Annotated in this window: 17 protein-coding genes; 10 read left to right on the forward strand and 7 right to left on the reverse strand. The window is 58.8% G+C overall.

Features of this window, described 5'->3' with window-relative positions; genetic code table 11:
- The first annotated feature begins 44 nt into the window (after nucleotides 1-44).
- A complete protein-coding gene (locus PL640_RS17645) occupies nucleotides 45-1,028 on the forward strand; it encodes a sensor histidine kinase (RefSeq protein WP_271362831.1) in 984 nt (327 codons plus the stop codon).
- A 260-nt stretch (nucleotides 1,029-1,288) separates the two neighbouring features.
- Here PL640_RS17645 and PL640_RS17650 read toward each other — a convergent pair whose 3' ends face one another.
- Nucleotides 1,289-3,007: a sensor histidine kinase gene (locus PL640_RS17650; protein ID WP_271362832.1), complete on the reverse strand. Its 1,719-nt coding sequence runs from the start codon at nucleotides 3,005-3,007 to the stop codon at nucleotides 1,289-1,291.
- Between the two features lie 238 nt (nucleotides 3,008-3,245).
- Here PL640_RS17650 and PL640_RS17655 point away from each other — a divergent pair, with 238 nt between their 5' ends.
- A complete protein-coding gene (locus PL640_RS17655; RefSeq protein WP_271362833.1) occupies nucleotides 3,246-3,821 on the forward strand; it encodes a PRC-barrel domain-containing protein in 576 nt (191 codons plus the stop codon).
- A 104-nt stretch (nucleotides 3,822-3,925) separates the two neighbouring features.
- On the opposite strand, the gene galE is transcribed toward PL640_RS17655, so the two are convergent.
- The 4 genes from galE to PL640_RS17675 form a co-directional block, all read right to left on the reverse strand.
- Nucleotides 3,926-4,909, reverse strand: coding sequence for a UDP-glucose 4-epimerase GalE (gene galE / locus PL640_RS17660; RefSeq protein WP_045015763.1), 984 nt, complete (start codon nucleotides 4,907-4,909; stop codon nucleotides 3,926-3,928).
- A 193-nt stretch (nucleotides 4,910-5,102) separates the two neighbouring features.
- Complete coding sequence (locus tag PL640_RS17665) at nucleotides 5,103-5,537, reverse strand: hypothetical protein (protein ID WP_137087460.1); 435 nt, start codon at nucleotides 5,535-5,537, stop codon at nucleotides 5,103-5,105.
- A 9-nt stretch (nucleotides 5,538-5,546) separates the two neighbouring features.
- Entirely contained in the window at nucleotides 5,547-5,891 is a 345-nt protein-coding gene (locus PL640_RS17670; protein ID WP_271362836.1) for a DUF883 family protein, read from the reverse strand.
- Nucleotides 5,892-6,017: 126 nt separating this feature from the next.
- Nucleotides 6,018-6,194: a hypothetical protein gene (locus PL640_RS17675; protein ID WP_271362837.1), complete on the reverse strand. Its 177-nt coding sequence runs from the start codon at nucleotides 6,192-6,194 to the stop codon at nucleotides 6,018-6,020.
- Here PL640_RS17675 and nspC point away from each other — a divergent pair.
- The gene (gene nspC / locus PL640_RS17680; protein WP_271362838.1) at nucleotides 6,193-7,290 is read left to right on the forward strand and encodes a carboxynorspermidine decarboxylase; all 1,098 of its coding nucleotides are present in this window, start codon (nucleotides 6,193-6,195) and stop codon (nucleotides 7,288-7,290) included. The genes PL640_RS17675 and nspC overlap by 2 nt on opposite strands.
- Before the next feature lie 59 nt (nucleotides 7,291-7,349).
- On the forward strand, nucleotides 7,350-8,588 hold the full coding sequence (locus PL640_RS17685; RefSeq protein WP_271362839.1) for a saccharopine dehydrogenase family protein: 1,239 nt from the start codon (nucleotides 7,350-7,352) through the stop codon (nucleotides 8,586-8,588).
- Between the two features lie 278 nt (nucleotides 8,589-8,866).
- Here the strand turns inward: PL640_RS17685 and PL640_RS17690 are convergent, their stop codons facing one another.
- Nucleotides 8,867-10,714, reverse strand: a complete 1,848-nt coding sequence (locus PL640_RS17690; RefSeq protein ID WP_271362840.1) for a DEAD/DEAH box helicase — start codon at nucleotides 10,712-10,714, stop codon at nucleotides 8,867-8,869.
- Nucleotides 10,715-11,104: 390 nt separating this feature from the next.
- Here PL640_RS17690 and PL640_RS17695 point away from each other — a divergent pair, with 390 nt between their 5' ends.
- The 6 genes from PL640_RS17695 (at nucleotide 11,105) to clpB (ending at nucleotide 21,015) form a co-directional block, all read left to right on the forward strand.
- Nucleotides 11,105-12,382, forward strand: coding sequence for an aspartate kinase (locus tag PL640_RS17695; RefSeq protein ID WP_046802096.1), 1,278 nt, complete (start codon nucleotides 11,105-11,107; stop codon nucleotides 12,380-12,382).
- A gap of 176 nt (nucleotides 12,383-12,558) precedes the next feature.
- A complete protein-coding gene (ptsP, locus tag PL640_RS17700; RefSeq protein WP_271362841.1) occupies nucleotides 12,559-14,826 on the forward strand; it encodes a phosphoenolpyruvate--protein phosphotransferase in 2,268 nt (755 codons plus the stop codon).
- Nucleotides 14,827-14,854: 28 nt separating this feature from the next.
- On the forward strand, nucleotides 14,855-15,937 hold the full coding sequence (prfA, locus tag PL640_RS17705; RefSeq protein ID WP_271362842.1) for a peptide chain release factor 1: 1,083 nt from the start codon (nucleotides 14,855-14,857) through the stop codon (nucleotides 15,935-15,937).
- Nucleotides 15,934-16,800 carry a peptide chain release factor N(5)-glutamine methyltransferase gene (gene prmC / locus PL640_RS17710; protein WP_271362843.1) on the forward strand — a complete coding sequence of 289 codons (867 nt, stop codon included), beginning with the start codon at nucleotides 15,934-15,936 and terminating at the stop codon, nucleotides 16,798-16,800. Before prfA ends, prmC begins: the two co-directional genes overlap by 4 nt.
- A 394-nt stretch (nucleotides 16,801-17,194) precedes the next feature.
- Nucleotides 17,195-17,998 (forward strand): DUF4167 domain-containing protein, encoded by an 804-nt coding sequence (locus PL640_RS17715; RefSeq protein ID WP_271362844.1) that lies wholly within the window; start codon nucleotides 17,195-17,197, stop codon nucleotides 17,996-17,998.
- 392 nt (nucleotides 17,999-18,390) lie between these two features.
- Nucleotides 18,391-21,015 carry an ATP-dependent chaperone ClpB gene (clpB, locus tag PL640_RS17720; protein ID WP_271362845.1) on the forward strand — a complete coding sequence of 875 codons (2,625 nt, stop codon included), beginning with the start codon at nucleotides 18,391-18,393 and terminating at the stop codon, nucleotides 21,013-21,015.
- A 69-nt stretch (nucleotides 21,016-21,084) separates the two neighbouring features.
- Here the strand turns inward: clpB and PL640_RS17725 are convergent, their stop codons facing one another.
- The gene (locus tag PL640_RS17725) at nucleotides 21,085-23,031 is read right to left on the reverse strand and encodes a M23 family metallopeptidase (RefSeq protein WP_271362846.1); all 1,947 of its coding nucleotides are present in this window, start codon (nucleotides 23,029-23,031) and stop codon (nucleotides 21,085-21,087) included.
- Between the last annotated feature and the right edge of the window lie 442 nt (nucleotides 23,032-23,473).

The following is a 23,473-nucleotide window of genomic DNA, read 5'->3' on the forward strand; positions in this document are numbered from 1 at the left end:
TACGGTCGTGGGGTTGACCCGCGGCTTTCTGCAAGGAGACGAATTTGCATCGGCTGGCATGGCATAACGCGGAGAGGGACGAGAGCGAGCTTCACGATTCGCTCGTTCTCGCCTTGCTCGATTCGGGTGAGACGGTCATGCTGCAGGACTGGAAGCGCGAATACATATTCGTGGCCAATCTGCCGGATGTCTGGAAATTGCCGGCGGATTCTCACCCGACGGATGAAAATCTGTTTGGAAATGACCTGTCCAACCGGCTGGCCGAGCTGAAAAAGGACATGGTGACGGCTGGCAGCCGGGGTATGCTGGAGGTTAATGCCGGCCAGAACCGGGTCTTCCAGTTTCAGGTCCATTCCACCTTCAACCAGTCGAACCAGATGGTGATGAAGACCACCATCCGCGAGGTGACGGCGGAACGGCGGCGCGAGCAGCTGTTGCGCTCCTTGCTGCGCGAGGTCAGCCACCGTTCCAAGAACCTGCTGGCGATCATCCAGAGCCTTGCGGGCCAGACAGCCCGTTTCAGCCTCACCAAGGATGATTTTCTGCGCAAGTTCCGTGGGCGGCTGCACGCGCTTGCCCAGAGCCAGGATCTCATCACGGATTCGGACTGGCGGGGCGCGCGCATATTCGAACTTCTCCGCCAGCAATTCGATCTCTATGTGCCGGAATATCCGAACCTCATTCACATGGAGGGGGAAAACCTGCTGCTTAACCCGAACGGGGCGCTTTACATCGGGCTGGCCTTCCACGAACTGGTCGTCAACACGGTGAGCCATAGCGGCAATCTGGCCTATCACCCGCCTATATCCCTGCAGTGTCGCCAGGACGGTGATTTTTATATCGTCGAATGGAACGAGCCGATGATGCCTTCGAAAGAGCCGGCAGAGGCAAGGCGCGGCAGTTTCGGCAGCGTCGTGCTGGAAAAGGTCGTTCCTTCCGCTCTTGGAGGAAGTGCCGAATACCAGCTGACGCCGGAACGCATCGTTTACCGGTTGAAGTTCCCTTCGGGCGATAGCACGGATTCCTGAGAGTTATCGGACTACATGTCAGGCCGAAAGGCTGTTTCATTCTGTGAAGGCGCAATAAAAAAGCACGGCCCATAGGAGAGCCGTGCTATTTTTATGACGGGTTTTCAGGGGCGAAACCCGTTTATAGTCAGCCAAGCTTCAGGCGGGGACGGGGGAATTGCTTGGCTGCAGTACTAATGCATGCAACCGCATTCGGTTCCCGGAAAATGCATTTTTTTAGCAAACGGCAGATTTGCGGCCATTCTCACCGTCGATGCGGTTCAGTGTGCCGGGTCCGGCCGCTTCGGCGTGAAATACCGTATCGGCGCTTCCAGAGACCATTCGAAGCCGGTTTGCCGGTACTCCGTCGTCACATGGCCGCCAAATGCGCCTTCCGCATGTCGTTTGATGACGGTGGTGCCGAAACCCTTGCGGCTCGGCTCCACGGCCGGTGGCCCGCCCGTCTCTATCCAGAGCAGATGAAGCATTTGCCGACCGTCTTTTTCGAGCGGCTTCCAGCTGACGGTGATTTTCCCGAGCGGCGCCGAAAGCGCGCCATATTTAATGGAATTCGTGGTCAGCTCATGCACCACAAGCCCGAAATTCTGCGCCGCCTCCGGCGATAGCATGAAATCATCGCCCGCCAGCACCACACGTTCCGATACGGTGCCGAAAACTTCGAGGTGGGTCTCGATCAGCTTGCGGATCGGCAGCCCCTGCCACTGAACTTCCGCGAGCGCCCGGATCGACATGCCGAGACCGCGCAGGCGATGGTCGACCTCTTTCTGGAACTCCGGAATGCTTTTATTTTCCCGGCCCAATTGCCGTATCATCGCCTGAACCAGCGTCAGAATATTCTTGGAGCGGTGAACCAGTTCGTGCAGCAGCAATTGCAGCCGCTCTTCCGACTGGCTTCTATCGAAGGAAGCGTTGGAGAGTGCGATGGCGACCTGATTGGCTTCCTTTATCTTGGTATCCACCGGCGCGACGATCTCGCCTTCGCCAATGCGCTCCGCCATATGGGTCAGATCGCGAATGGAGCTGCGCAATTGTCGGCCGACCAGATAGGCGCCGCCGATGGCGATCAGCACCAGCACAAGGCTGCCGATCATCATCTGCCGCCAGGTGTCGATCAGTGCCGCCTGGCTGGCGGCCAGCGGTCCCCACATCACCGTCTTCCATTGCCAGCCCGGCAATTGGGCATAGGCGTAGAGATTGCCCTTGCCGTCGAAGAAATTCCCACTGAAGGCCTGCATTTCCGACAATATTTCGGGGGTGACAAAGGGTTTCCCAACTTCGGCCTCATCCTGGGCGCTGGAAACGACAACCCGGTTGGTGCCGTCGATGATGGCGACCGCCCAGTTGCGCGGCAGGTTTTCCGTGGGAATAAGCCGGCCAAGATCGCTGGCATTCTGCGTCAGGATCAGGGCGTCCCCGGCAAGGCCCAGTTCCGGGTCAAGCGGCATGGTGACGTTGAACACCCACTCATGGCTGGTGGCGCCGAAAAATAGATCCGAGACGGTGATGCGGCGGGATTCTATCGCCTTTGCCAGATTTGCCTCGGCCGGTACCTTGCCGAGAGGCTGGCCATAGGGCGCCCGGGTGTTGAGACGCTGCTGACCATCCTTGGCGGCGAGGAGGGCGTAGAGGCCCTCCTTCTTCAGGCTTTCGGCGACGCGCCCCTGAAACGCTGCGAGATTGCCGCTCTCAAGCTCTGGAAACTGCGACAGCAGATTGAGCGAGGTGGCGATTTCCTGCAGGCGGCGGTCGATGTTGCGGCTGACGACCCGGACATCCTCGATGGTTTCCCTTTGCAGGTCGTCGCGTTTTTCGGCTTCGAGGCGCAACATCAGGTAGCCGACAAAAAGGATGAGCGGCAGGGTGATGACGGTTGCCATCACCACCAGATAGGTGCCGATGGAGGCTGTCGGGAAAAAATTCGCGCTGCGCCGACGTAAAGCCGAGATCATCTCTTTCAGTCTGTCGCCGGGTTGAGGCATACAAAAAACTCCGGCAGTTATGGCATTGTTACGGCAGGAATAATACCGCGCTGTCCCCCTTTAGCAATGCCTGATTTTTACCCTCGGTTGTCGTGACATCAGGCGAATACACCGTTTTGCACGAAAAAAACGGAACTATTTCAACGATCAGCCCGTTTGCAAGACGAACCGGCCAGCGAGCGGAAGCGAAATTCATCACCGCCCGGCCAGTTGAGAACGATGAAAGGAAGGTACGAAAATGGCAAAGAAACTTACGATACTCGTCACCGCCGCCCTGATGGGCACGACGGCTTTCGCGCCGCTTGCCATCGCTCAGGGCACCACGCAGCCCGCACCGGCAAATCCGAGCGCGCAGACCGAGCCGGCAACACCGCCTGCCACCCCGATGACGCCTGCGGCTCCTGCGGCCAATGACAGCGCGGCCACAACCACTGGCGGTGCTTACATCACCGAGCAGGGCGAAACGCAGATCAGCGCCAATGACTATATTGGCAAGTCGGTCTACACCGCAGCCGATGAGAGCATCGGTAACGTCACCAATCTCATCATGGAAGAAGATGGTGGCCTGGTCGCAGCCGTGATCGGCGTTGGCGGTTTCCTCGGCATCGGCGCGAAGGACGTAGCGGTGCCCATGGACAAGGTAACGATGACGCGCAACGCGCAGGACGGCACCATCCGTCTGACGACGACCGAAACGGCGGAAACGCTGAAGGCGGCGCCCGAGTTCAAGACGCTGGAACAGAAGACCAGCGAAAAGAATGCGGCAACCCCGGCGGCACCTGACAGTACAACCACATCCGCCACCAAGCCTTAATCCCATACCTGGGAGGCAGGAGCGGGCACTGGCGTCAATCCGCCGTCCCGCGAGAGACACCGGCCACTGGCCGGTGTCTTTTTTGTTTTGGCCTACGGGCTCGCTTAATCACCGGCGTTGCGGGAAGAATGCCATGCCCAGGCGGATTTGATGATGTCCGAGAGGGAATAACGCGGTTCCCAGCCGAGAACTTCTTTGGCCTTGTCGTTATTGGCCACGAGTGTGGTGGAATCGCCGTCGCGCCGGCCGGTATATTCGACCGGGAAGGGGCGGCCCGAGACCTCGGAAATTGCCGCCAGCAATTCCTTCACCGTGGTGCCGGTGCCGGTGCCGAGGTTGAGTTCGACGGTTTCGCCACCCGCCAGTAGATAATCCACCGCCCGCACATGGGCATCGGCGAGATCGAGGATGTGAATGTAATCGCGCACGCAGGTGCCGTCGCGGGTGTCGTAATCCGTGCCGAACACCTTGAAGCCCTGACGCCGTCCAAGTGCGGCCTCGATGGCGAGCGGGATGGCGTGGGTTTCCGGCTTGTGCCACTCGCCGATACGGCCTTCGAAATCCGCGCCAGCAGCATTGAAATAACGCAGCATGACCGAGCGCAGCCCCTTATAGGTGCTGTAATCCTTCAGCGCCTGTTCCACCACCCATTTGGTGCGGCCATAGGGGTTGATCGGCGCCTGCCGGTGCGTCTCGTCGATCGGTACCTGTTCCGGCAGTCCATAGGTGGCGCAGGTTGAGGAGAAAACAAAAGCGGTGACGCCGGCATCAATCGCAGCGGACAGAAGGTTGAGCGAGCCGATGACGTTATTATCGTAAAAGGCGACGGGCTGCTTCACGGATTCGCCGACTTCGATCAACGCCGCGAAATGCAGAACGGCTTCCGGCTGGTGTTTGGCGAAGACTTCATCCAGTCTCGCCCGGTCGCGAATATCGCCCTGTTCGAAGGGTCCCCAGCGGACGAATTCCTCATGTCCATTGGACAGATTGTCGAAAACGACCGGTTCATATCCTCGCTCAGACAGGAGAAGGCAGGTGTGCGAACCGATATAACCGGCACCGCCGACGACAAGGACTTTCTTCTTCATCAAACGCCTTTCAATAAATACGGACGCGCCGAGACTGTATGTCACTTTGTTCAAATAAGGGCGGCATGGCGCGGGACACCATTTGCCAGTCTATCCATTGCGCGTAACATAAAAAAAACTGCGCATCCATCATCTGGATGCACAGCTTTTATGAGGGTCTGCGGAAGTGCATAAAACGCGCCCGAAGGCGTGTTTATTTCTTTTTCCTCGTATTGGCCCTTGTCGCCAGGAAACCGGCGGCCATGGCAACAGCGAGTGTCGCATAGGGCCGCGCCTGGATCGCCAGCGTCAACAGTGACTGCAAGGCGAGGGGGGCTGCCGTCAGCGGAGCAGCCGCCAAGGGTGCAACCGGCCGTGCGGCATAGGCTCTGGGCCTTTTTACGATTGCCAGCGCCACCAGCATGATAACGCCGAGCAGAAACGCGGTGCCCGCGACGACGAGCGCGGCGGGACCCGCGCCGACATGCCGGGCAAGATAGATCGACCCTGCAACCACGGCGGCGACGAAGGCGATCAGGAAAAAGACACCGGTCAGCACCCACAGGATGATGGTGGCACGCAGACGCCGCGTCACCACGCGTCCTTCGCGCTGGGTGTCTCCCAGATAGACCAGCAATGCCTCAAGCATGATGCGGCCTTATCGACGTGTAAGGAAAGCGAGCACGAAGCCGACGCCAACGGCGATGCCGAGGGACTGGAGCGGGTTTCTCTGAACCTGATCGGTCAGATTGTCGTTCAGCGACGAAATTTCGCTTCGGACGCTGTCGGCCATTTCGCCGGAGGCGGTGAGCGCGTCATCAGCCACGCGGGCGGCCTGCGCCTTCAGCTCATGCGAGGCACCGACGCCCAGCGCCTTAACGCTCTTGGCAAGATTTGCCAGATCTTCGCGAAGCTGGGCGAGCTGCGCCGCAACGTCGGCTGCATCACCGTTTTCGAGGGATTGCTGGATCTTGTCATTAACGCTGCTACGCACGCTTGCCATAGGTGAAGTCCTTCCTGGAACATCGTTGATGGAAATCGCGGCGGGCCAACCCGACTGCCGCTACAGGCTATTTCTGTCGCTCGAAAACTTCCGTTCCGGTGACCGAAACACCTGCCTGTCCGCCATTCAAACGCGCCGATGCAGGCTTGGTTCCGCAACGTGATGTGTTTTCTTCGCAGGCATTTCCGGTTGGGGGCAATTTTCTGGGAATTCGGTGCCGGACATTTGTTTTCCTGTCACAAGCATCATATAAGGCCCATCATCGAGACGTACCTTGACTTCAATCAATATGTGAAACGACATGCTTCAAACGCCTTATTACCTCATCGACAAGACAAAACTTCTTCGCAACATGGAGAAGATTGCTTATGTGCGGGAAAAATCCGGTGCCAAGGCGCTTCTGGCGTTGAAGTGCTTCGCCACATGGTCGGTGTTCGATTTCATGTCGCAATATATGGACGGCACGACCTCGTCTTCGCTTTATGAGGTGCGTCTCGGCCGCGAGAAATTCGGTGGCGAAACCCACGCCTATTCCGTCGCCTATGCCGATTACGAAATCGACGAGGTGATTGCGAATGCCGACAAGATCATCTTCAACTCGATCGGTCAGCTGGAGCGTTTCGCCGACAAGGCCGCCGGCATAACGCGTGGCCTGCGTCTCAATCCGCAGGTCAGCTCTTCCAGTTTCGATCTTGCCGACCCCGCGCGCCCGTTCAGCCGTCTTGGTGAATGGGACGTCGCCAAGGTCGACAAGGTCATGGACCGCATTTCCGGTTTCATGATCCACAACAATTGCGAAAATGGCGATTTCTCGCTGTTTGACCGGATGTTGACGCAGATCGAAGAGAAATTCGGATCCCTGCTGTCACGTGCCGAATGGGTGAGCCTCGGCGGCGGCATTCATTTCACCGGTGACAACTATCCGCTCGACCAGTTCTGCGATCGTCTGCGGGCTTTCTCGGAAAAATATGGCGTGCAGGTCTATCTGGAGCCCGGCGAAGCCTCGATCACCAAAAGCACCACACTTGAGGTGACGGTTCTCGACACGCTGTTCAACGGCAAGAACCTCGCCATCGTCGACAGTTCCATCGAAGCCCACATGCTCGATCTTCTGATCTACCGCGAAACCGCAAAGGTTTCGCCGAACGAGGGCGAGCATCCCTACATGGTCTGCGGCAAGTCCTGCCTGGCGGGCGATATTTTCGGCGATTTCCGCTTCGACAAGGAGCTGAAGGTCGGTGACCGCATCTCCTTCCAGGATGCGGCCGGTTACACCATGGTCAAGAAGAACTGGTTCAACGGCGTGAAGATGCCGGCGATCGCCATCAAGGAACTGGACGGCACGGTCCGCGCCGTTCGTGAATTCGACTTTGCCGATTTCGAGCAAAGCCTGTCTTAAACCCTGTTTCAACATCCAACGAAGCTCATCCCTGCGGGGAAAAGGAGGCATCACCTGAAATGAAGAAGAACGTTCTGATCATCGGCGCCGGTGGCGTAGCACAGGTCGTGGCGCATAAATGCGCCCAGAACAGCGATGTATTGGGAGACATTCATATTGCGTCACGGACTTTGGAAAAGTGCCGCAAGATTGTCGAGTCCGTACGCGAAAAGAAGAGCCTCAAGACAGATGTGAAACTTGAGGCCCATGCGCTTGACGCTATGGATATCGAGGCGACGAAAGCCTTGATCAAACAGACCGGCGTGGAAATCGTCATCAATGTCGGTTCGTCTTTCGTTAACATGTCCGTTCTTCGTGCCTGCATGGACGCAGGTGTTGCCTATATGGACACGGCGATCCATGAGGATCCCACCAAGATTTGCGAGGCGCCCCCGTGGTATGGGAACTACGAGTGGAAGCGCGCCGCTGAGTGCAAGGAAAAGGGCGTCACCGCTATTCTCGGCGTCGGTTTCGACCCCGGCGTGGTCAATGCCTATGCCCGCCTTGCCAAGGACGAATATTTCGACAAGGTCACCTCGGTCGATATCGTCGATATCAATGCCGGCAGCCATGGCCGCTGGTTCTCGACCAATTTCGATCCGGAAATCAACTTCCGCGAATTCACCGGCGTTGTCTATTCCTGGCAGAAGGGTGAGTGGCAGACGAACCAGATGTTCGAAGTCGGCCAGGAGTTCGATCTGCCTGTCGTCGGCAAGCAGAAGGCCTACATGACCGGCCATGACGAAGTGCACTCGCTGTCCAAAAACATGGACGGTGCCGATGTGCGCTTCTGGATGGGCTTCGGCGATCACTACATCAACGTCTTCACCGTGCTGAAGAACCTTGGCCTGCTTTCGGAAAAGCCGGTCAAGACGGCCGAGGGGCTGGAAGTCGTGCCGCTGAAGGTGGTCAAGGCCGTGCTGCCCGATCCGTCCTCGCTGGCGCCTGACTATGTCGGCAAGACCTGCATCGGCGATATCGTCAAGGGCATCAAGGACGGCAAGGAACGCGAAGTCTTCATCTACAACGTGGCCGACCATAAGGACGCCTATGAAGAAGTTGGTTCGCAGGGCATTTCCTACACCGCCGGCGTTCCCCCGGTCGCCGCTGCCATGCTCATCGCCACCGGCGAATGGGACGTGAAGCAGATGGCCAATGTGGAAGAACTGCCGCCGAAGCCGTTCCTGAACATTCTGAACAAGATTGGCCTGCCGAACCGCATCAAGGATGAAAACGGCGATCGCGTGCTGGAGTTCTGAGCGCAGACGTTTTGAGAAATTGAGACAAAATAAAAGCCCCGCGAAAGCGGGGCTTTTTGTTGCTGGCCAGTTTTTCGACCGAACAGTTTGGCGAAGTCGTAGCATCCTCACTGTCACCGCGGATTTAATCCGGGGTCGAGCGCGATCAAGTCCTTGATCGCGAGACAATCTTTTTACGGTGCAGACGCACCGTGGCTGGATGCCGGCTCAAGGCCGGCATGACGGCAGAAATTTTGCCGGCGATCCAGAGTCTCGCCTGAACGGGACCGGAGTAACCCTCAGCCCTTCGTTGGCTTCGGTCCACGCTTCTCGAACGGCTTGTCCTTTTTGCCTTCGTATTTCGGCTTGTCGCCGAAGGGCTTTTTCTTTTTCCAGGGCTTGTCTTCGCCCTTGCGGTCATCGCGCGGCGCGCTTGCATTGTCCGATTTGGTGAACTTCCGCTGGGCCTTTGCCGGCCTTGTGTCTTCACGGGCACTGCCGGTCATTTCCGGCTTGCCTTCCAGCGCCTTCAGGCGAATGCCCTTCTCCAGCATCATGTCCTTGCCGATGGCGGAGGTGAAACGGTCGACGGCATCGGCGGCCAGTTCCACGAAGGTCTCGGTTTGCTGCATGCGGATCGCGCCGATATCCTGACGGGTGATCTTGCCGAAACGGCACAGCATCGGGATGAGCCAGCGCGGCTCGGCGCTCTGCTTGCGGCCAACGGAAAGCGAGAACCACGCGCTGTCGGAGAAGTCGGAGCGCTCGCGGCGCGGTGCATTGTTTTCGACCGTCTCAAAGCTGTCGCGGCGCGGCTTGCGGGTGTTATCCAGCGCGACCTCGAAAATGTCTTCCGGTGCCGAGCGTCCGGCGTGATAAAGGCGCACGAAGGCGGCGGCGACTTTTTCCGCGCCATGCTGTTCGAGCAGCCTCGTCACGAAATCGCGTTCGTCCTCAGCCACGGCTTCGCTGAGCGTCGGATCGGCCAGAAGCCTTGCGCCGTCACGCTCGACGATCTCTTCGACGGAGGGCGGGCGAACCCATGCGGGGCTGACCTTGGCGCCTTCGAGCAGGCGCTCAGCCTTGCGGCGCTGGCTCACGGGCACGATGATGGCGCTGACGCCCTTTTGACCGGCGCGGCCGGTACGGCCGGAACGGTGCAGAAGCGTTTCGGAATTGGTCGGCAGGTCGGCATGGATAACGAGTTCCAGACCGGGCAGGTCGATGCCGCGGGCGGCAACGTCGGTCGCCACGCAAACACGGGCGCGGCCATCACGCATGGCCTGCAGCGCGTGCGTGCGCTCGTTCTGCGTCAGTTCGCCGGAGAGGGCGACGACGGAGAAGCCGCGATTGTTCAACCGGGCCGTCAGGTGGTTGACGGCGGCGCGGGTGGAGCAGAAGACGATGGCGTTGCGGGCTTCGTAAAAGCGCAGCGCGTTGATGATGGCGTTCTCGCGATCAGACGGCGACACCAGAAGCGCGCGATATTCGATATCCACATGCTGCTTCTGTTCGGAAGCGGTGGCGATGCGCACTGCGTTCTTCTGGTAGCTTTCGGCCAGCTTGGCAATGCTGCGCGGCACGGTGGCCGAGAACATCAGCGTGCGGCGATCTTCGGGCGATTCTTCCAGAATGAATTCCAGATCCTCACGGAAGCCGAGGTCGAGCATCTCGTCGGCCTCATCCAGCACCACGGCGCGGATGGACGACAGATCGAGTGCGCCACGCTTGATATGGTCACAGAGACGGCCGGGTGTGCCAACGACGATATGGGCGCCGCGTTCCAGCGCCCGGCGCTCATTGCGGATATCCATGCCGCCGACACAGGATGCGATCGACACGCCGGCAAATTCATAAAGCCATTCCAGCTCGCGCTTGACCTGCATGGCCAGTTCGCGGGTTGGGGCAATGGCAAGAGCGAGCGGCGCGGAAGCCTGACCGAAGCGGGTATTTTCCGACAGCAGCGTGGTTGCGAGCGCGATGCCGAAGGCAACCGTCTTGCCGGAACCGGTCTGCGCGGAAACCAGCGCATCCTTATCGGCGAGTTCCGGCGCAAGCATGGCCTTCTGCACGGGGGTCAAGTCGTTGTAGCCGCGTTTTTCCAACGCCTGCGCGATCGCCGGGGCGATACCCTGGGTGTCTGTCATCTACCGTCTTTCGGATATGAAGCTGCCCGCATCCGCCCGAAACCAATAGGTCCTAAAGTCTCCGGGGCAGCCGATACAGGCCATTTCGGCCATCTGGCCGGTTGCATTGCCCGCGCTCATACTGCGAATAGGCCGGTTTGTACAGTGCACTGCGGTACGCTCTTTTACGGGTATTTTCTCCTGCCCTGCGTTCCAGCCCGCCATCGTCCTTCGCAAACGCCATTCAAAAGGCGTACCGCATGGTTCATAAACGGCATTGCGTGCCCCCCGCCTTTTCGCTAAGAGACCCGCAACTTGAGGCTCTTTGTCAGGAAGGGCCGACTGGGTTTGTTCTTGTCCACACCGGGTGAAAACCGGCTGGCGGAAAAAAGGGATGTACTGGTCAAGGCTATGGCTCGCATTGTCATGAAATTCGGCGGCACGTCCGTCGCGAACCTCGAACGCATTCACAATGTCGCACGGCATGTGAAACGCGAAGTGGATGCCGGCCATGAAGTGGCCGTGGTCGTTTCCGCCATGTCCGGCAAAACCAACGAATTGGTGGACTGGGTGCAGAACGCCGCGAAGGTGACCGGCACCAATGCCGCCTCCTTCTATGATGCGCGCGAATATGACGCGGTTGTCGCATCCGGCGAGCAGGTGACGTCAGGTCTGCTGGCAATTACGCTGCAGTCCATGGGCATCAATGCACGCTCCTGGCAGGGCTGGCAGATCCCGATCCGCACCGACAATGCGCATGGCGCCGCCCGCATTCTCGAGATCGACGGGTCCGATATCGTCAAGCGCATGGGTGAAGGACAGGTTGCCGTCGTTGCCGGTTTCCAGGGCATCGGCCCGGATAATCGCATCGCGACGCTTGGTCGCGGCGGCTCTGACACGTCGGCTGTGGCCATTGCCGCCGCCGTCAAGGCGGATCGTTGCGACATCTATACCGATGTCGACGGTGTTTACACGACCGATCCGCGCATCGAGCCCAAGGCTCGCCGCATGAAGAAGATCGCTTTCGAGGAAATGCTCGAAATGGCGTCTCTTGGCGCGAAGGTTCTGCAGGTTCGCTCCGTCGAGCTTGCCATGGTACACAAGGTGCGCACCTTCGTTCGCTCCAGTTTCGAGGATCCCGATGCGCCGGGCATGGGCGACCTCATCAACCCGCCCGGTACTTTGATTTGTGACGAGGATGAAATCGTGGAACAGGAAGTCGTAACCGGCATCGCCTATGCCAAGGATGAAGCACAGATTTCGCTGCGCCGCGTGGCCGACCGTCCGGGCGTTTCCGCCGCGATCTTCGGTCCGCTGGCCGAAGCGCATATCAATGTCGACATGATCGTGCAGAACATCTCCGAAGATGGCTCGCGCACCGACATGACCTTCACCGTTCCCTCGGGTGATGTTGCCAAGGCGCTCAAGGTTCTCGACGACAACAAGGCCCAGATCGGCTTCGACGTCGCCCAGAACGAGACGGGTCTCGCCAAGGTGTCTGTCATCGGTATCGGCATGCGCAGCCACGCCGGCGTTGCCGCCAGCGCGTTCAAGGCACTTGCCGAGAAGAACATCAACATCAAGGCCATCACCACGTCAGAGATCAAGATTTCGATCCTGATCGACGGCGCCTATGCCGAACTTGCCGTTCGCACTTTGCATTCGGCCTACGGTCTCGATAAGAGCTAAATCCGAGACATCGGTTCCCGATGCTCCGATTCTTCGGAGTTGCGTTCTTCCGATGTGGCGTTTCTTGAAAGCGTGTCCCTTGCGGGACGCGCTTCTGGCGCTATAAATTTTTTAAATGACGTTTTGATTCTCGAATATTATGAAGTTCGGATCGGAAGCGTCGGGGAGCAAACGCGATGAGAGACCTTTCCGCAGGTCCGCGCGTCCTGCTCAAGCGGCTGCGCGAAATGATGGCGGAGCACCTTGAACCGCAGGATCGTCTGGACCAGATCGTCCGTCAGATTGCCAGCAACATGGTGGCGGAGGTTTGCTCGGTCTATGTGCTGCGTTCCGACAGCGTGCTGGAGCTTTACGCCACCGAAGGTCTTAACAAGGATGCCGTGCATCTTGCCCAGCTGAAAATGGGGCAAGGTCTTGTCGGCACCATTGCCGCTTCCGCTCAACCGCTCAATCTTTCCGATGCGCAGGCGCATCCCGCATTCCGCTATCTTCCTGAAACCGGTGAGGAAATTTATCATTCCTTCCTCGGCGTGCCGATTTTGCGCTCCGGTCGCACTCTTGGCGTTCTTGTGGTCCAGAACAAGGCCAGCCGAACATACCGGGAGGATGAAGTTGAAGCGCTTGAGACAACCGCGATGCTTATCGCTGAAATAGTGGCGAGCGGCGAGTTGAAAAAGATCACCCGCCCCGGTGTGGAGCTGGACCTGACGCGCGCCGTCACCATCGATGGCGATGGTTATGGCGAAGGCATCGGTCTTGGCCACGTCGTGCTGCACGATCCCCGCATTGTCGTCACCAACCTGCTGAACGAGGACGCGGATACGGAAATCCGCCGTCTTGCCGATGCTATCGGCTCGCTGCGCCTGTCGATCGATGACATGTTGCAGCGCCGCGACGTGCCGACCGAAGGTGAGCACCGCGAGGTTCTCGAGACCTATCGCATGTTCGCCCATGATCAGGGCTGGGTGCGGCGCATGGAAGAGGCGATCCGCAACGGCCTGACGGCGGAAGCGGCGGTCGAGAAGGTGCAGAGCGACACCAAGGCGCGCATGATGCGCCTGACCGATCCTTATCTGCGCGAGCGCATGCACGACTTCGATGATCTTGCCAACCGGCTGCTGCGCCAGCTGATCGGTTTTGGCGGTCGCGGACCGGAGCAGGATTTCCCGCTCGACGCCATCGTTCTGGCACGCGCCATGGGCGCTGCCGAATTGCTGGATTACCCGCGCGAAAAACTGCGTGGTCTCGTGCTCGAAGACGGCGCGGTGACGAGCCACGTCGTTATCGTGGCGCGCGCCATGGGTATTCCGATCATCGGCCAGGCGGCCGGCATCGTCGCGCTGGCGGAAAACAACGATCCGATCATCATCGATGGTGATGACGGTCAGGTGCATCTGCGCCCGATGTCGGATCTGCAGCGTGCCTATGAAGAAAAAGTCCGCCTGCGTGCCAAGCGGCAGGAGCAGTTCCGTGCGCTGCGCAATGTCGAGCCGATCACCAAGGATGGCCAGAAGGTCAATCTGAAGATGAATGCAGGCCTGCTGGTGGACCTGCCGCAGCTGGAGGAATCCGGCGCCGACGGCATCGGCCTGTTCCGCACCGAGCTGCAATTCATGATCGCTTCCAACATGCCGAAGGGCGAGGAGCAGGAGGCTTTCTATCGCTCCGTTCTCCGGCAGGCGAAAGGCAAGAGCGTCACCTTCCGCACGCTGGATATCGGCGGCGACAAGGTCGTTTCTTATATGCGCGGCCAGGAAGAGGAAAATCCGGCACTCGGCTGGCGGGCAATCCGCCTGTCGCTTGACCGTCCGGGCCTGATGCGCACGCAGATGCGCGCACTGCTGCGCGCCGCGTCCGGTGCGGAGTTGCGCATGATGTTGCCGATGGTGACGGAAGTGTCCGAAATCCGGGCGGCACGCGATCTTCTGCAGAAGGAAGTGCAGCATCTTTCGAAGTTCAGCCATGCGCTGCCGAAAAAGCTGCAATTCGGCGCGATGCTGGAAGTGCCGTCGCTGATGTGGCAGCTCGACGAGCTGATGCAGGAGGTGGATTTCGTTTCCGTAGGTTCAAACGACCTGTTCCAGTTCTCCATGGCGGTCGATCGTGGCAATGCCCGGGTTTCGGATCGTTTCGACAATCTTGGCAAGCCATTCCTGCGCATTCTGCGTGATATCGTTCGCGCCGGCGAAAAGCACCACACATCAGTCACGCTGTGCGGCGAGATGGCGGGCAAGCCACTGACTGCCATGGCGCTGATCGGTCTCGGTTTCCGGTCGATTTCGATGTCGCCAACGGCAATCGGTCCGGTCAAGGCCATGCTGCTCGGGCTGGACGCGGCACGTCTTGCCGAGGAGTTGAATGCCGCGCTTGACGATCATAATTCGCTGGAAAGCGGTCGCGAGGTGTTGTTACGCTTTGCTGCAGCGCATTCCATTCCCATTTAAAAGACTTATTTCATTATCGGAGTGACTGGTGGCGAAGCTTCCCGTCGAAAAAATGCGCGAGTTGGAAAGGCGTTTCGGAGAGATCGAGGCGCGGATGTCGGCTGGCCCGGCGGCAGATGTCTATGTGAAGCTGGCTTCGGAATATTCCGAACTGCAGCCGGTCGTGAACAAGATCCGCGATTACGAAAAGGCGATTGCCGAGGCTGCCGATCTCGAGGCGCTGCTCGCCGACAGGACGACCGACAGGGACATGCGCGATCTGGCGGAAATGGAGCTGCCGGAGGTCGAGGCCCGCATCGGTGAGCTTGAGAAGGACATGCAGGTCCTGCTGCTTCCCAAGGATGCGGCGGATGAAAAAAGCGCGATCCTTGAAATCCGTGCCGGCACAGGCGGCTCCGAAGCGGCGCTGTTTGCCGGCGATCTGTTCCGCATGTATGAGCGCTTCGCGTCGACCAAGGGCTGGAAAGTCGAAGTCCTTTCCGCCAGCGAAGGTGAAGCGGGCGGTTATAAGGAAATCATCGCCACGATCAGCGGGCGAGGGGTGTTCTCCAAGCTGAAGTTCGAATCCGGTGTGCATCGCGTACAGCGGGTGCCGGAAACGGAAGCGAGCGGCCGCATTCACACCTCCGCCGCCACCGTCGCGGTGCTGCCGGAAGCGGAGGACATCGACGTCGAAATCCGCCCGGAAGATATTCGCATCGATACAATGCGCGCCTCGGGCGCCGGCGGTCAGCACGTCAATACCACCGATTCCGCCGTTCGTATCACCCATCTTCCGACGGGATTGATCGTCACCAGTTCGGAGAAATCCCAGCACCAGAACCGCGCCAAGGCCATGCAGGTTCTGCGTTCGCGTCTTTACGATATCGAGCGCCAGAAGGTGGATAACGAACGCTCGGCGGACCGCAAAAGCCAGGTCGGTTCGGGTGACCGGTCAGAGCGCATCCGCACCTATAATTTCCCGCAGGGGCGTGTCACCGATCACCGCATCAACCTCACTCTCTATAAACTCGACAGAATGATCGAAGGTGAGATTGATGAGCTCGTGGATGCGTTGATCGCCGATTATCAGGCCGACCAGCTGGCACTGCTTGGCGAACAGCAGCTTTGAGCGGCGCTGGGGGGACCGTTTCGACCGAACTTGCCGCTGCCCGCAAACGGCTGCAGGCGGCCGGTGTTGCTGATCCGCTTCTCGATGCGCGCCTGCTGATCGGTGAGGTTGTTGCCTTTTCACTGACCGATTTCGTGATGAAGCCGGACCGGCCCCTTACGCAGGAGGAGCAGGCCCGCATCGCTTCCATGATCGAAAGGCGGGCCGGGGGGGAACCCGTCCACCGTATCCTCGGTCACCGGGAATTTCACGGCCTCGATCTTCTGCTGTCTAAGGATACGCTCGAACCCCGTCCGGACACGGAGGTTCTGGTTGATACGCTGTTGCCGGCGTTAAAGGAGGCGGTTTCCCACAAGGGCAGCGCCCGCATTCTGGATCTGGGCACGGGCACGGGGGCGATCTGTCTGGCGCTTTTGAAGGAATGCCCTGACGCGACGGGTATCGGCAGCGATATTTCCACTGGTGCCTTGGAGACCGCTGCGAAAAACGCATCCAGAAATGGGCTCGAAACGCGTTTTGAGATCATGCAGAGCGACTGGTTCGAAAAAATCTCCGGCCGCTTTGACATAATTGTGTCGAATCCGCCTTATATAAGAAGCGATATCGTTACAACGCTCGACCGAGAGGTTCGTCATCATGATCCGATGGCGGCGCTGGACGGAGGTCAGGACGGCCTTGCACCGTACCGCCTTATTGCTGCCGACGCAGGCCGCTTTCTTGTGGAAAACGGGATCGTTGGTGTGGAGATCGGTTTCGATCAAAGGCTTGATGTTTCCACGATATTTGCTTCTAACGGTTTCTCTCTTGTGGAGGCCGTGAAGGATTATGGCGGCAACGACAGAGTTTTGATCTTCCGGAGATAGTTCTTCGCGATATGGCGGCGGAATTTTGCAGAGATATTTTGCACAGCAAAAGAAAAGGCTTGGATTTCCGCAGGAAGCGGGATAGTTTGCGGCCACATGCAGGGTGGCTGAGGACGAACGCAGATTCGTCAGGGTATGGGTCAGTCCCGAAGCGGGTTCTTTTGAGAGCCCTGAAAGGCTGGGCGTTTCCGGCATGTGAATCAGTAAACTTTGTTCGCAGGCGGCTCGGTGCAGCATTTGCGCGACCGGTCGTCACACGCGAGGTCTTGTCCGGGGTTATCTTCGGCAGGACGCGTGACGGAACAATTTCAGGAAAAATTTCCAGCGGTTTTCCGTCCGGAATTGCATGAAAATAACCAGATTGTCAGCAAAACAGAATTCAGGTGAGCAATTGATGAGGCCAGGACAGCAAAACAAGCGCGGCCGGGGGCGTGGAAGCAACAATAATAACAACAATAACAATGGTGGCGGTAATAATAACTTCAACCGCAAGGGCGGCAATCCGCTCACCAGGACTTATGACAGTTCCGGCCCCGATGTTAAGATTCGTGGTACAGCCCAGCATATAGCGGAAAAATACGCTGCCCTTGCCCGGGACGCGCAGAGTTCTGGCGACCGTGTGATTGCGGAAAACTATCTGCAGCATGCCGAGCATTACAACCGCATCATTGCCACGGCTCAGGCCCAGATGCAGGAACGTTTCCAGCGCGACGATCGCGGTGAATATAATTCCGCCGAGACGGATGCCGACGATATGGATGGAAACGATGGCGACGACGGCGTCGTTGCATCGCAGCAGCATTCCGAGCAGGTAGAGCGCGTCCAGCAGCCGGAGCGCCAGGAGCGCACTGAGCGGAGCGAGCCACGCCAGGAACGTCGCGAACGTCCGGACCGTCGTGAACGGCAGGAACGTCAGCCGCGCCAGCCGCAGGTCTCGGCCGAGCAGCAGCCACCGGTTTATGACGCCAGCCAGGCACCGCAGCCCGTCATCGAAGGCACGCCCATGGAAGTGGCCGTCGAGGAAGAGCAGCAGCAGGCGGAAGCACCCGCAACCGAACGTGCGCCAAAGACCCGCCGTGCCACGACGCCGCGCCCGCGTCGCCCGCGCCGTGCCGCCGCGGCGGAAGGTGCTGAAGGTGAAGACGCGCCCGCCGGTGAAGACGCAACATCGGCCACTCTTGAAAACGCTGCTGAATAAGCAGGGATTTCAGGCAGGCCGCGTCAAACACGCGGCCAACCACGCAATTGAAAAACTCCGGCTTGCCGGAGTTTTTTGTTTTTAGGGTTCAGATGGCAGGAGCCGTTGGCAGGCAAAGAGGGTGGTTGCGCGCCGGCAAACTGACGTCTGTCAAAACAGGCGAAAATTTCCCGAATGGCGGTTTTGCGCCCCTTTAAACCGATGAAAATGCCTCCCATATTCGTGCAGGAAGGACGCAAGCTGCATTCGCCGGCAACCGTCCTTCGAGAGGCGGCGATCGTGAAATCCTTTAAACACGGCTGTCGTAGCGGGGCTTGCCTTTTGAGGGAGCCTCAACCCTAACACCCGGAGCCGTGCCGAAAGCGGGCGGGCCGGTCAATGGAGGTTCGACTATGAATATTGAAAAATACTCCGAACGCGTTCGCGGTTTTCTGCAATCCGCACAGACCTTTGCACTTGCCGAAAATCATCAGCAGTTTTCTGCGGAACATGTTCTCAAGGTTTTGCTCGATGACGAGCAGGGCATGGCGGCATCGCTGATCGAGCGGGCTGGTGGCGACGCGAAAGAAGCGCGTCTTGCCAATGATGCCGCGTTGGCGAAATTGCCCAAGGTTTCCGGCGGCAATGGCGGCCTTTCGCTGACGGCGCCGCTTGCCAAGGTGTTCTCGACTGCTGAAGATCTTGCAAAGAAGGCAGGCGACAGCTTCGTTACCGTCGAGCGCCTTTTGCAGGCGTTGGCGATTGAAAGCTCTGCTTCCACTTCGGCTTCGCTGAAAAAGGCAGGCGCAACGGCGCAGGCTCTCAACCAGGTCATCAACGACATCCGCAAGGGCCGCACGGCCGATAGCGCCAATGCCGAACAGGGTTTTGACGCGTTGAAGAAATACGCGCGCGATCTGACGGAGGAAGCCCGCGAGGGTAAACTCGACCCTGTCATCGGCCGCGACGACGAAATTCGCCGTACCATTCAGGTCCTTTCGCGCCGCACCAAGAACAACCCCGTGCTGATCGGTGAACCGGGCGTCGGTAAAACGGCAATTGCCGAAGGGCTTGCGCTGCGCATCGTCAATGGTGACGTGCCGGAAAGCCTCAAGGACAAGAAGCTGATGGCGCTCGATATGGGCGCGCTGATCGCCGGTGCGAAATATCGCGGTGAATTCGAGGAGCGCCTGAAGGCCGTACTCAATGAGGTGCAGGCCGAAAATGGTGGCATCATCCTGTTCATCGATGAGATGCACACGCTGGTCGGTGCCGGCAAGGCCGATGGCGCGATGGATGCGTCCAACCTGCTGAAGCCCGCGCTTGCCCGTGGTGAACTGCACTGCGTTGGCGCCACCACGCTTGATGAATATCGCAAGCACGTGGAAAAGGACCCGGCCCTTGCCCGCCGTTTCCAGCCCGTGCTGGTGGATGAACCGACCGTGGAAGACACGATCTCGATCCTGCGTGGTCTGAAGGAAAAATACGAACAGCATCACAAGGTCCGCATCTCGGATTCGGCCCTGGTTGCGGCTGCAACGCTTTCCAACCGCTATATTACCGACCGGTTCCTGCCCGACAAGGCAATCGATCTGATGGACGAGGCCGCTTCGCGTCTTCGCATGCAGGTGGATTCCAAGCCGGAAGAACTGGACGAACTGGATCGTCGTATCATTCAGCTCAAGATCGAGCGCGAAGCCTTGAAGCAGGAGACGGACCAGTCCTCCGTCGATCGCCTGAAAAAGCTTGAAGACGAGTTGGCCGATACGGAAGAAAAGGCAGATGCGTTGACGGCCCGCTGGCAGGCGGAAAAGCAGAAGCTCGGCCATGCCGCCGATTTGAAAAAGCGGCTGGACGAAGCCCGCAACGAACTGGCAATTGCCCAGCGCAACGGCCAGTTCCAGCGCGCCGGCGAGTTGACCTATGGCATTATTCCGGGCCTTGAAAAGGAACTGGCTGCGGCGGAAGCGCGTGACAGCAGCGGTGCCGGCTCGATGGTTCAGGAGGTGGTGACACCGGACAATATTGCCCATGTCGTTTCCCGCTGGACCGGCATTCCCGTCGACAAGATGCTGGAAGGTCAGCGCGAAAAGCTGCTGCGCATGGAAGACGAGCTTGCCAAGTCCGTTGTCGGGCAGGGCGAGGCCGTTCAGGCAGTTTCCAAGGCGGTTCGCCGTTCGCGTGCCGGCCTTCAGGATCCGAACCGCCCGATCGGCTCGTTCATCTTCCTTGGCCCGACCGGTGTGGGCAAGACCGAGCTGACGAAGTCGCTCGCCCGCTTCCTGTTCGACGACGAAACCGCGATGGTTCGCCTCGACATGTCGGAATATATGGAGAAACACTCCGTTGCCCGGCTCATCGGTGCGCCTCCCGGTTATGTCGGTTACGAAGAGGGTGGTGCCCTGACCGAAGCCGTTCGCCGCCGGCCCTATCAGGTCGTGCTGTTCGACGAGATCGAGAAAGCGCATCCGGACGTCTTCAACGTCCTGTTGCAGGTGCTGGACGATGGCCGCCTGACGGATGGCCAGGGCCGCACCGTCGATTTCAAGAACACCATCATCATCATGACCTCGAACCTCGGTTCGGAATTCATGACGCAGATGGGCGACAATGACGATGTGGATTCGGTTCGTGAGTTGGTGATGGAGCGCGTCCGGTCGCATTTCCGGCCGGAGTTCCTCAACCGTATCGACGATATCATCCTGTTCCACCGCCTGCGGCGTGATGAAATGGGTGCGATCGTGGAAATTCAGTTGAAGCGGCTCGTCTCGCTGCTGGGTGATCGCAAGATTTCGCTCGAACTGGATGAGGATGCCCGCAGCTGGCTCGCCAACAAGGGCTATGATCCCGCTTACGGCGCACGTCCGCTGAAGCGGGTGATCCAGAAGTCGGTTCAGGACCGGCTCGCCGAAATGATCCTCGGCGGGGAAATCCCCGATGGTTCGCGAGTCAAGGTGACGTCCGGTACGGACCGGCTGCTGTTCAAGGTCAAGCCTCCGAAGGGCGAGGCCAAAACCGAAACAGCCGATGCGGCATAAAACGAAAGGGCTCCGGAAACGGAGCCCTTTTCATTTGATCTGCTTTTCGGACTGCAAAATGCCGGCGGATTACCGGCTCGCCACTTGGTTTGGCTTGTCTTCGATGTTGAGCAGGTTGTCGATGCGCTTTCTCTCATCGGAGAAACGTGCAAGCGCATCACCGGAAAGCGATTTGCCGCCCGGCAGGCGCACTTTCATCGCATCGACTTTCGTGCCGTTGACGATCAGCTCGTAATGCAGGTGGGCACCGGTCGAAAGGCCGGTCGATCCGACATAACCAATGACCTGACCCTGCCGGACCTTGGCGCCTTCGGTAACACCCTTGGCGATGGCGCTCTGGTGATTATAGGAAGAGACATAGCCATTGGCATGGCGAAGCAGGGTCTGGTTACCGTAACCGGAGGCCCAGCCGGCCTTTTCGACAACACCGTTGCCAGTTGCGATGATCGGCGTGCCGCGGGCGGCGGCCCAGTCGGTGCCGGTATGCATGCGGCTGAATTTCAGAACCGGGTGACGGCGCATGCCGAAACCGGATGTCATGCGGCCGTTCGGAACGGGGTTACGCAACAGGAACTGCCGTATGCTTTTGCCGTTCTCGTCAAAATAATCGATGCTGTTGTCATCAGGGTTCTGGAACCGGTAAAACCGCGTCTCGTTGTCGCCGAACTTGGCATTGACGTAGAGCAGCTCCGACTTGTCGGTGGCCTTGCCATCGGCATCTTCCACGGAGAAGAAGGCCTCCAGCGTATCCGCCGGCTTGAGCTGCGCCTGAAAATCGACGCTGCTGGCCAGAAGCTTGATAAGCTGGGAAACCATGCTCTGGTTCATGCCGTAAGCGAGAGCCGCGCGGTAGACACCGTCATAGACGCTGGGCAGGTCGCGGCCGGCCGCAGGCGCCGGCGTACTGTCGAAGGCGGTCGCCACGGCGTCGAGTTTCGGTGGTTCGCTGGCCTTGATGAAATTCTTGCGGTCATCGACGGCCATGGTGACCATGTGACGGCCCTTGCGATAAAGGCTGACGCGCACGATGTCGCTTTTTTCGTCTTCCTGAATAATTCCGACGCGCAGCACATCACCGCTTTCGACATTGTTCGACTGGAGTTGCGGTGACAGCAGTCCGGCGATTTCCGATGATTGTACCTTGGAGTAACCCGCGCCGAACAAAGCAGCCTCGATGGTCTCGGTCTGGCGGGCAGGGATCACGTCGTCGGCATATTCCTTGACCGGCACCGATGCCGATTGCGGGGTTGAAACCGACATATTCTGTTCAACGACACGGGCCGCAAGGCCGGCCGTGATATCGACATCACCTTCATCATTATCAAAGCGGCGCGGGTCGATGTAATAAAGTGCAGCAACTTGCTCATTGCCATCCGTCAAGATCGAGCCATTCGATCGTACCGCTTCCTCCACCTCGTCGAAGCTCAAGGAGCCGGCAAAGGCGTATTTGGAGTGCTGGACCGGAAAGGCCACAGTCTTCAGGCTGACTTCGGATTCAACCTCGGAGCCGTAGATCGTTCCCGTGCGGCTCGGTGCAGGCGCGGCTGCGTCCTTGTCGTCGTTGCTTGCGAAAATGTTTAAGGGATCGAAGGCGGGATAATCATCCTGCTTGGCATAATTCGCTGCCAGCGGAATTTTGACGTGAGAGAAAGGAACCTTGCGGACCACTTCCTTGTCGCCTTCATTGATGACAGTCGAGACTTCCATGATCGACCGGTCGGATGGCCGGGCCGCGATATTCGGGGCGATAAGACGCGTGCCGCGGCGCGCCGCTTCCGTCGCATTGTTACCCATGTCCGCCTTGGCGAAGGCCTCGGCGGGAATGGCGAGCTGCTGGCGACCGTCCAGGGCTGCAAAAAGAGCCACACCCATCAATATGGAAGAAGTGATGCCGGTGAGGAATGTACCGGAGAGCCATCGCAGCGAAATTTCGCGACGATCGGGTGCACGGCGCCCTTCCGCCAGAATTGGCGGTTCCGTGCCTAGCGACCGGATCACATTGCGATCCGCAGTCATACCAGCTGTGCCCCGTCGGTCATGCGCTCTCCAGAAACTTCAGGCGAAGGTGTGCAACTTTCAAAGCCATGAGTCAAATTGATCGACGCATCGAAAGATATGTCGCAACAGCTTACACAAGGACACGCGCACGCATGCCCGCGTTAACGCTTCGTTGGCAAAGCAATTAGCGAGGAACCGGGCCAAAAGAAGGCGCGGGGTTCGACTTGATGTCGCGGGTTCCGTTCTCCTGTGCAAAACCGGCAGTGCTGTGGCGTCTTTTGCAGTGGAACGCTGCTGAAAATTGAAATTATTTAGGAAAATCAATATGTTGAATGATTTTCTTATTTTTTCCGAATTGTGCTGTTGACTTGTTTGAGGTGATGGATTTATAAGTCCGCTCACTGAACGAGGGCGGCGGCGCTGCTGGCGACGACGACTTTCGTTCTAAAGAAATCAAGTT

Origin of the sequence: Agrobacterium sp. ST15.16.024 (assembly GCF_027956545.1) — a bacterium.
In the GTDB taxonomy this organism is placed as follows: Bacteria; Pseudomonadota; Alphaproteobacteria; order Rhizobiales; family Rhizobiaceae; genus Agrobacterium; species Agrobacterium cucumeris.

Coding starts and splice junctions, on each gene's coding strand:
- PL640_RS17650 (WP_271362832.1), bottom strand. CDS start 3,007: ATGCCTCAACCCGGCGACAGACTGAAAGAGATGATCTCGGCTTTACGT.
- PL640_RS17655 (WP_271362833.1), top strand. CDS start 3,246: ATGGCAAAGAAACTTACGATACTCGTCACCGCCGCCCTGATGGGCACG.
- galE (WP_045015763.1), bottom strand. CDS start 4,909: ATGAAGAAGAAAGTCCTTGTCGTCGGCGGTGCCGGTTATATCGGTTCG.
- PL640_RS17665 (WP_137087460.1), bottom strand. CDS start 5,537: ATGCTTGAGGCATTGCTGGTCTATCTGGGAGACACCCAGCGCGAAGGA.
- PL640_RS17670 (WP_271362836.1), bottom strand. CDS start 5,891: ATGGCAAGCGTGCGTAGCAGCGTTAATGACAAGATCCAGCAATCCCTC.
- nspC (WP_271362838.1), top strand. CDS start 6,193: ATGCTTCAAACGCCTTATTACCTCATCGACAAGACAAAACTTCTTCGC.
- PL640_RS17675 (WP_271362837.1), bottom strand. CDS start 6,194: ATGTCGTTTCACATATTGATTGAAGTCAAGGTACGTCTCGATGATGGG.
- PL640_RS17685 (WP_271362839.1), top strand. CDS start 7,350: ATGAAGAAGAACGTTCTGATCATCGGCGCCGGTGGCGTAGCACAGGTC.
- PL640_RS17690 (WP_271362840.1), bottom strand. CDS start 10,714: ATGACAGACACCCAGGGTATCGCCCCGGCGATCGCGCAGGCGTTGGAA.
- PL640_RS17695 (WP_046802096.1), top strand. CDS start 11,105: ATGGCTCGCATTGTCATGAAATTCGGCGGCACGTCCGTCGCGAACCTC.
- ptsP (WP_271362841.1), top strand. CDS start 12,559: ATGAGAGACCTTTCCGCAGGTCCGCGCGTCCTGCTCAAGCGGCTGCGC.
- PL640_RS17715 (WP_271362844.1), top strand. CDS start 17,195: ATGAGGCCAGGACAGCAAAACAAGCGCGGCCGGGGGCGTGGAAGCAAC.
- clpB (WP_271362845.1), top strand. CDS start 18,391: ATGAATATTGAAAAATACTCCGAACGCGTTCGCGGTTTTCTGCAATCC.
- PL640_RS17725 (WP_271362846.1), bottom strand. CDS start 23,031: ATGACTGCGGATCGCAATGTGATCCGGTCGCTAGGCACGGAACCGCCA.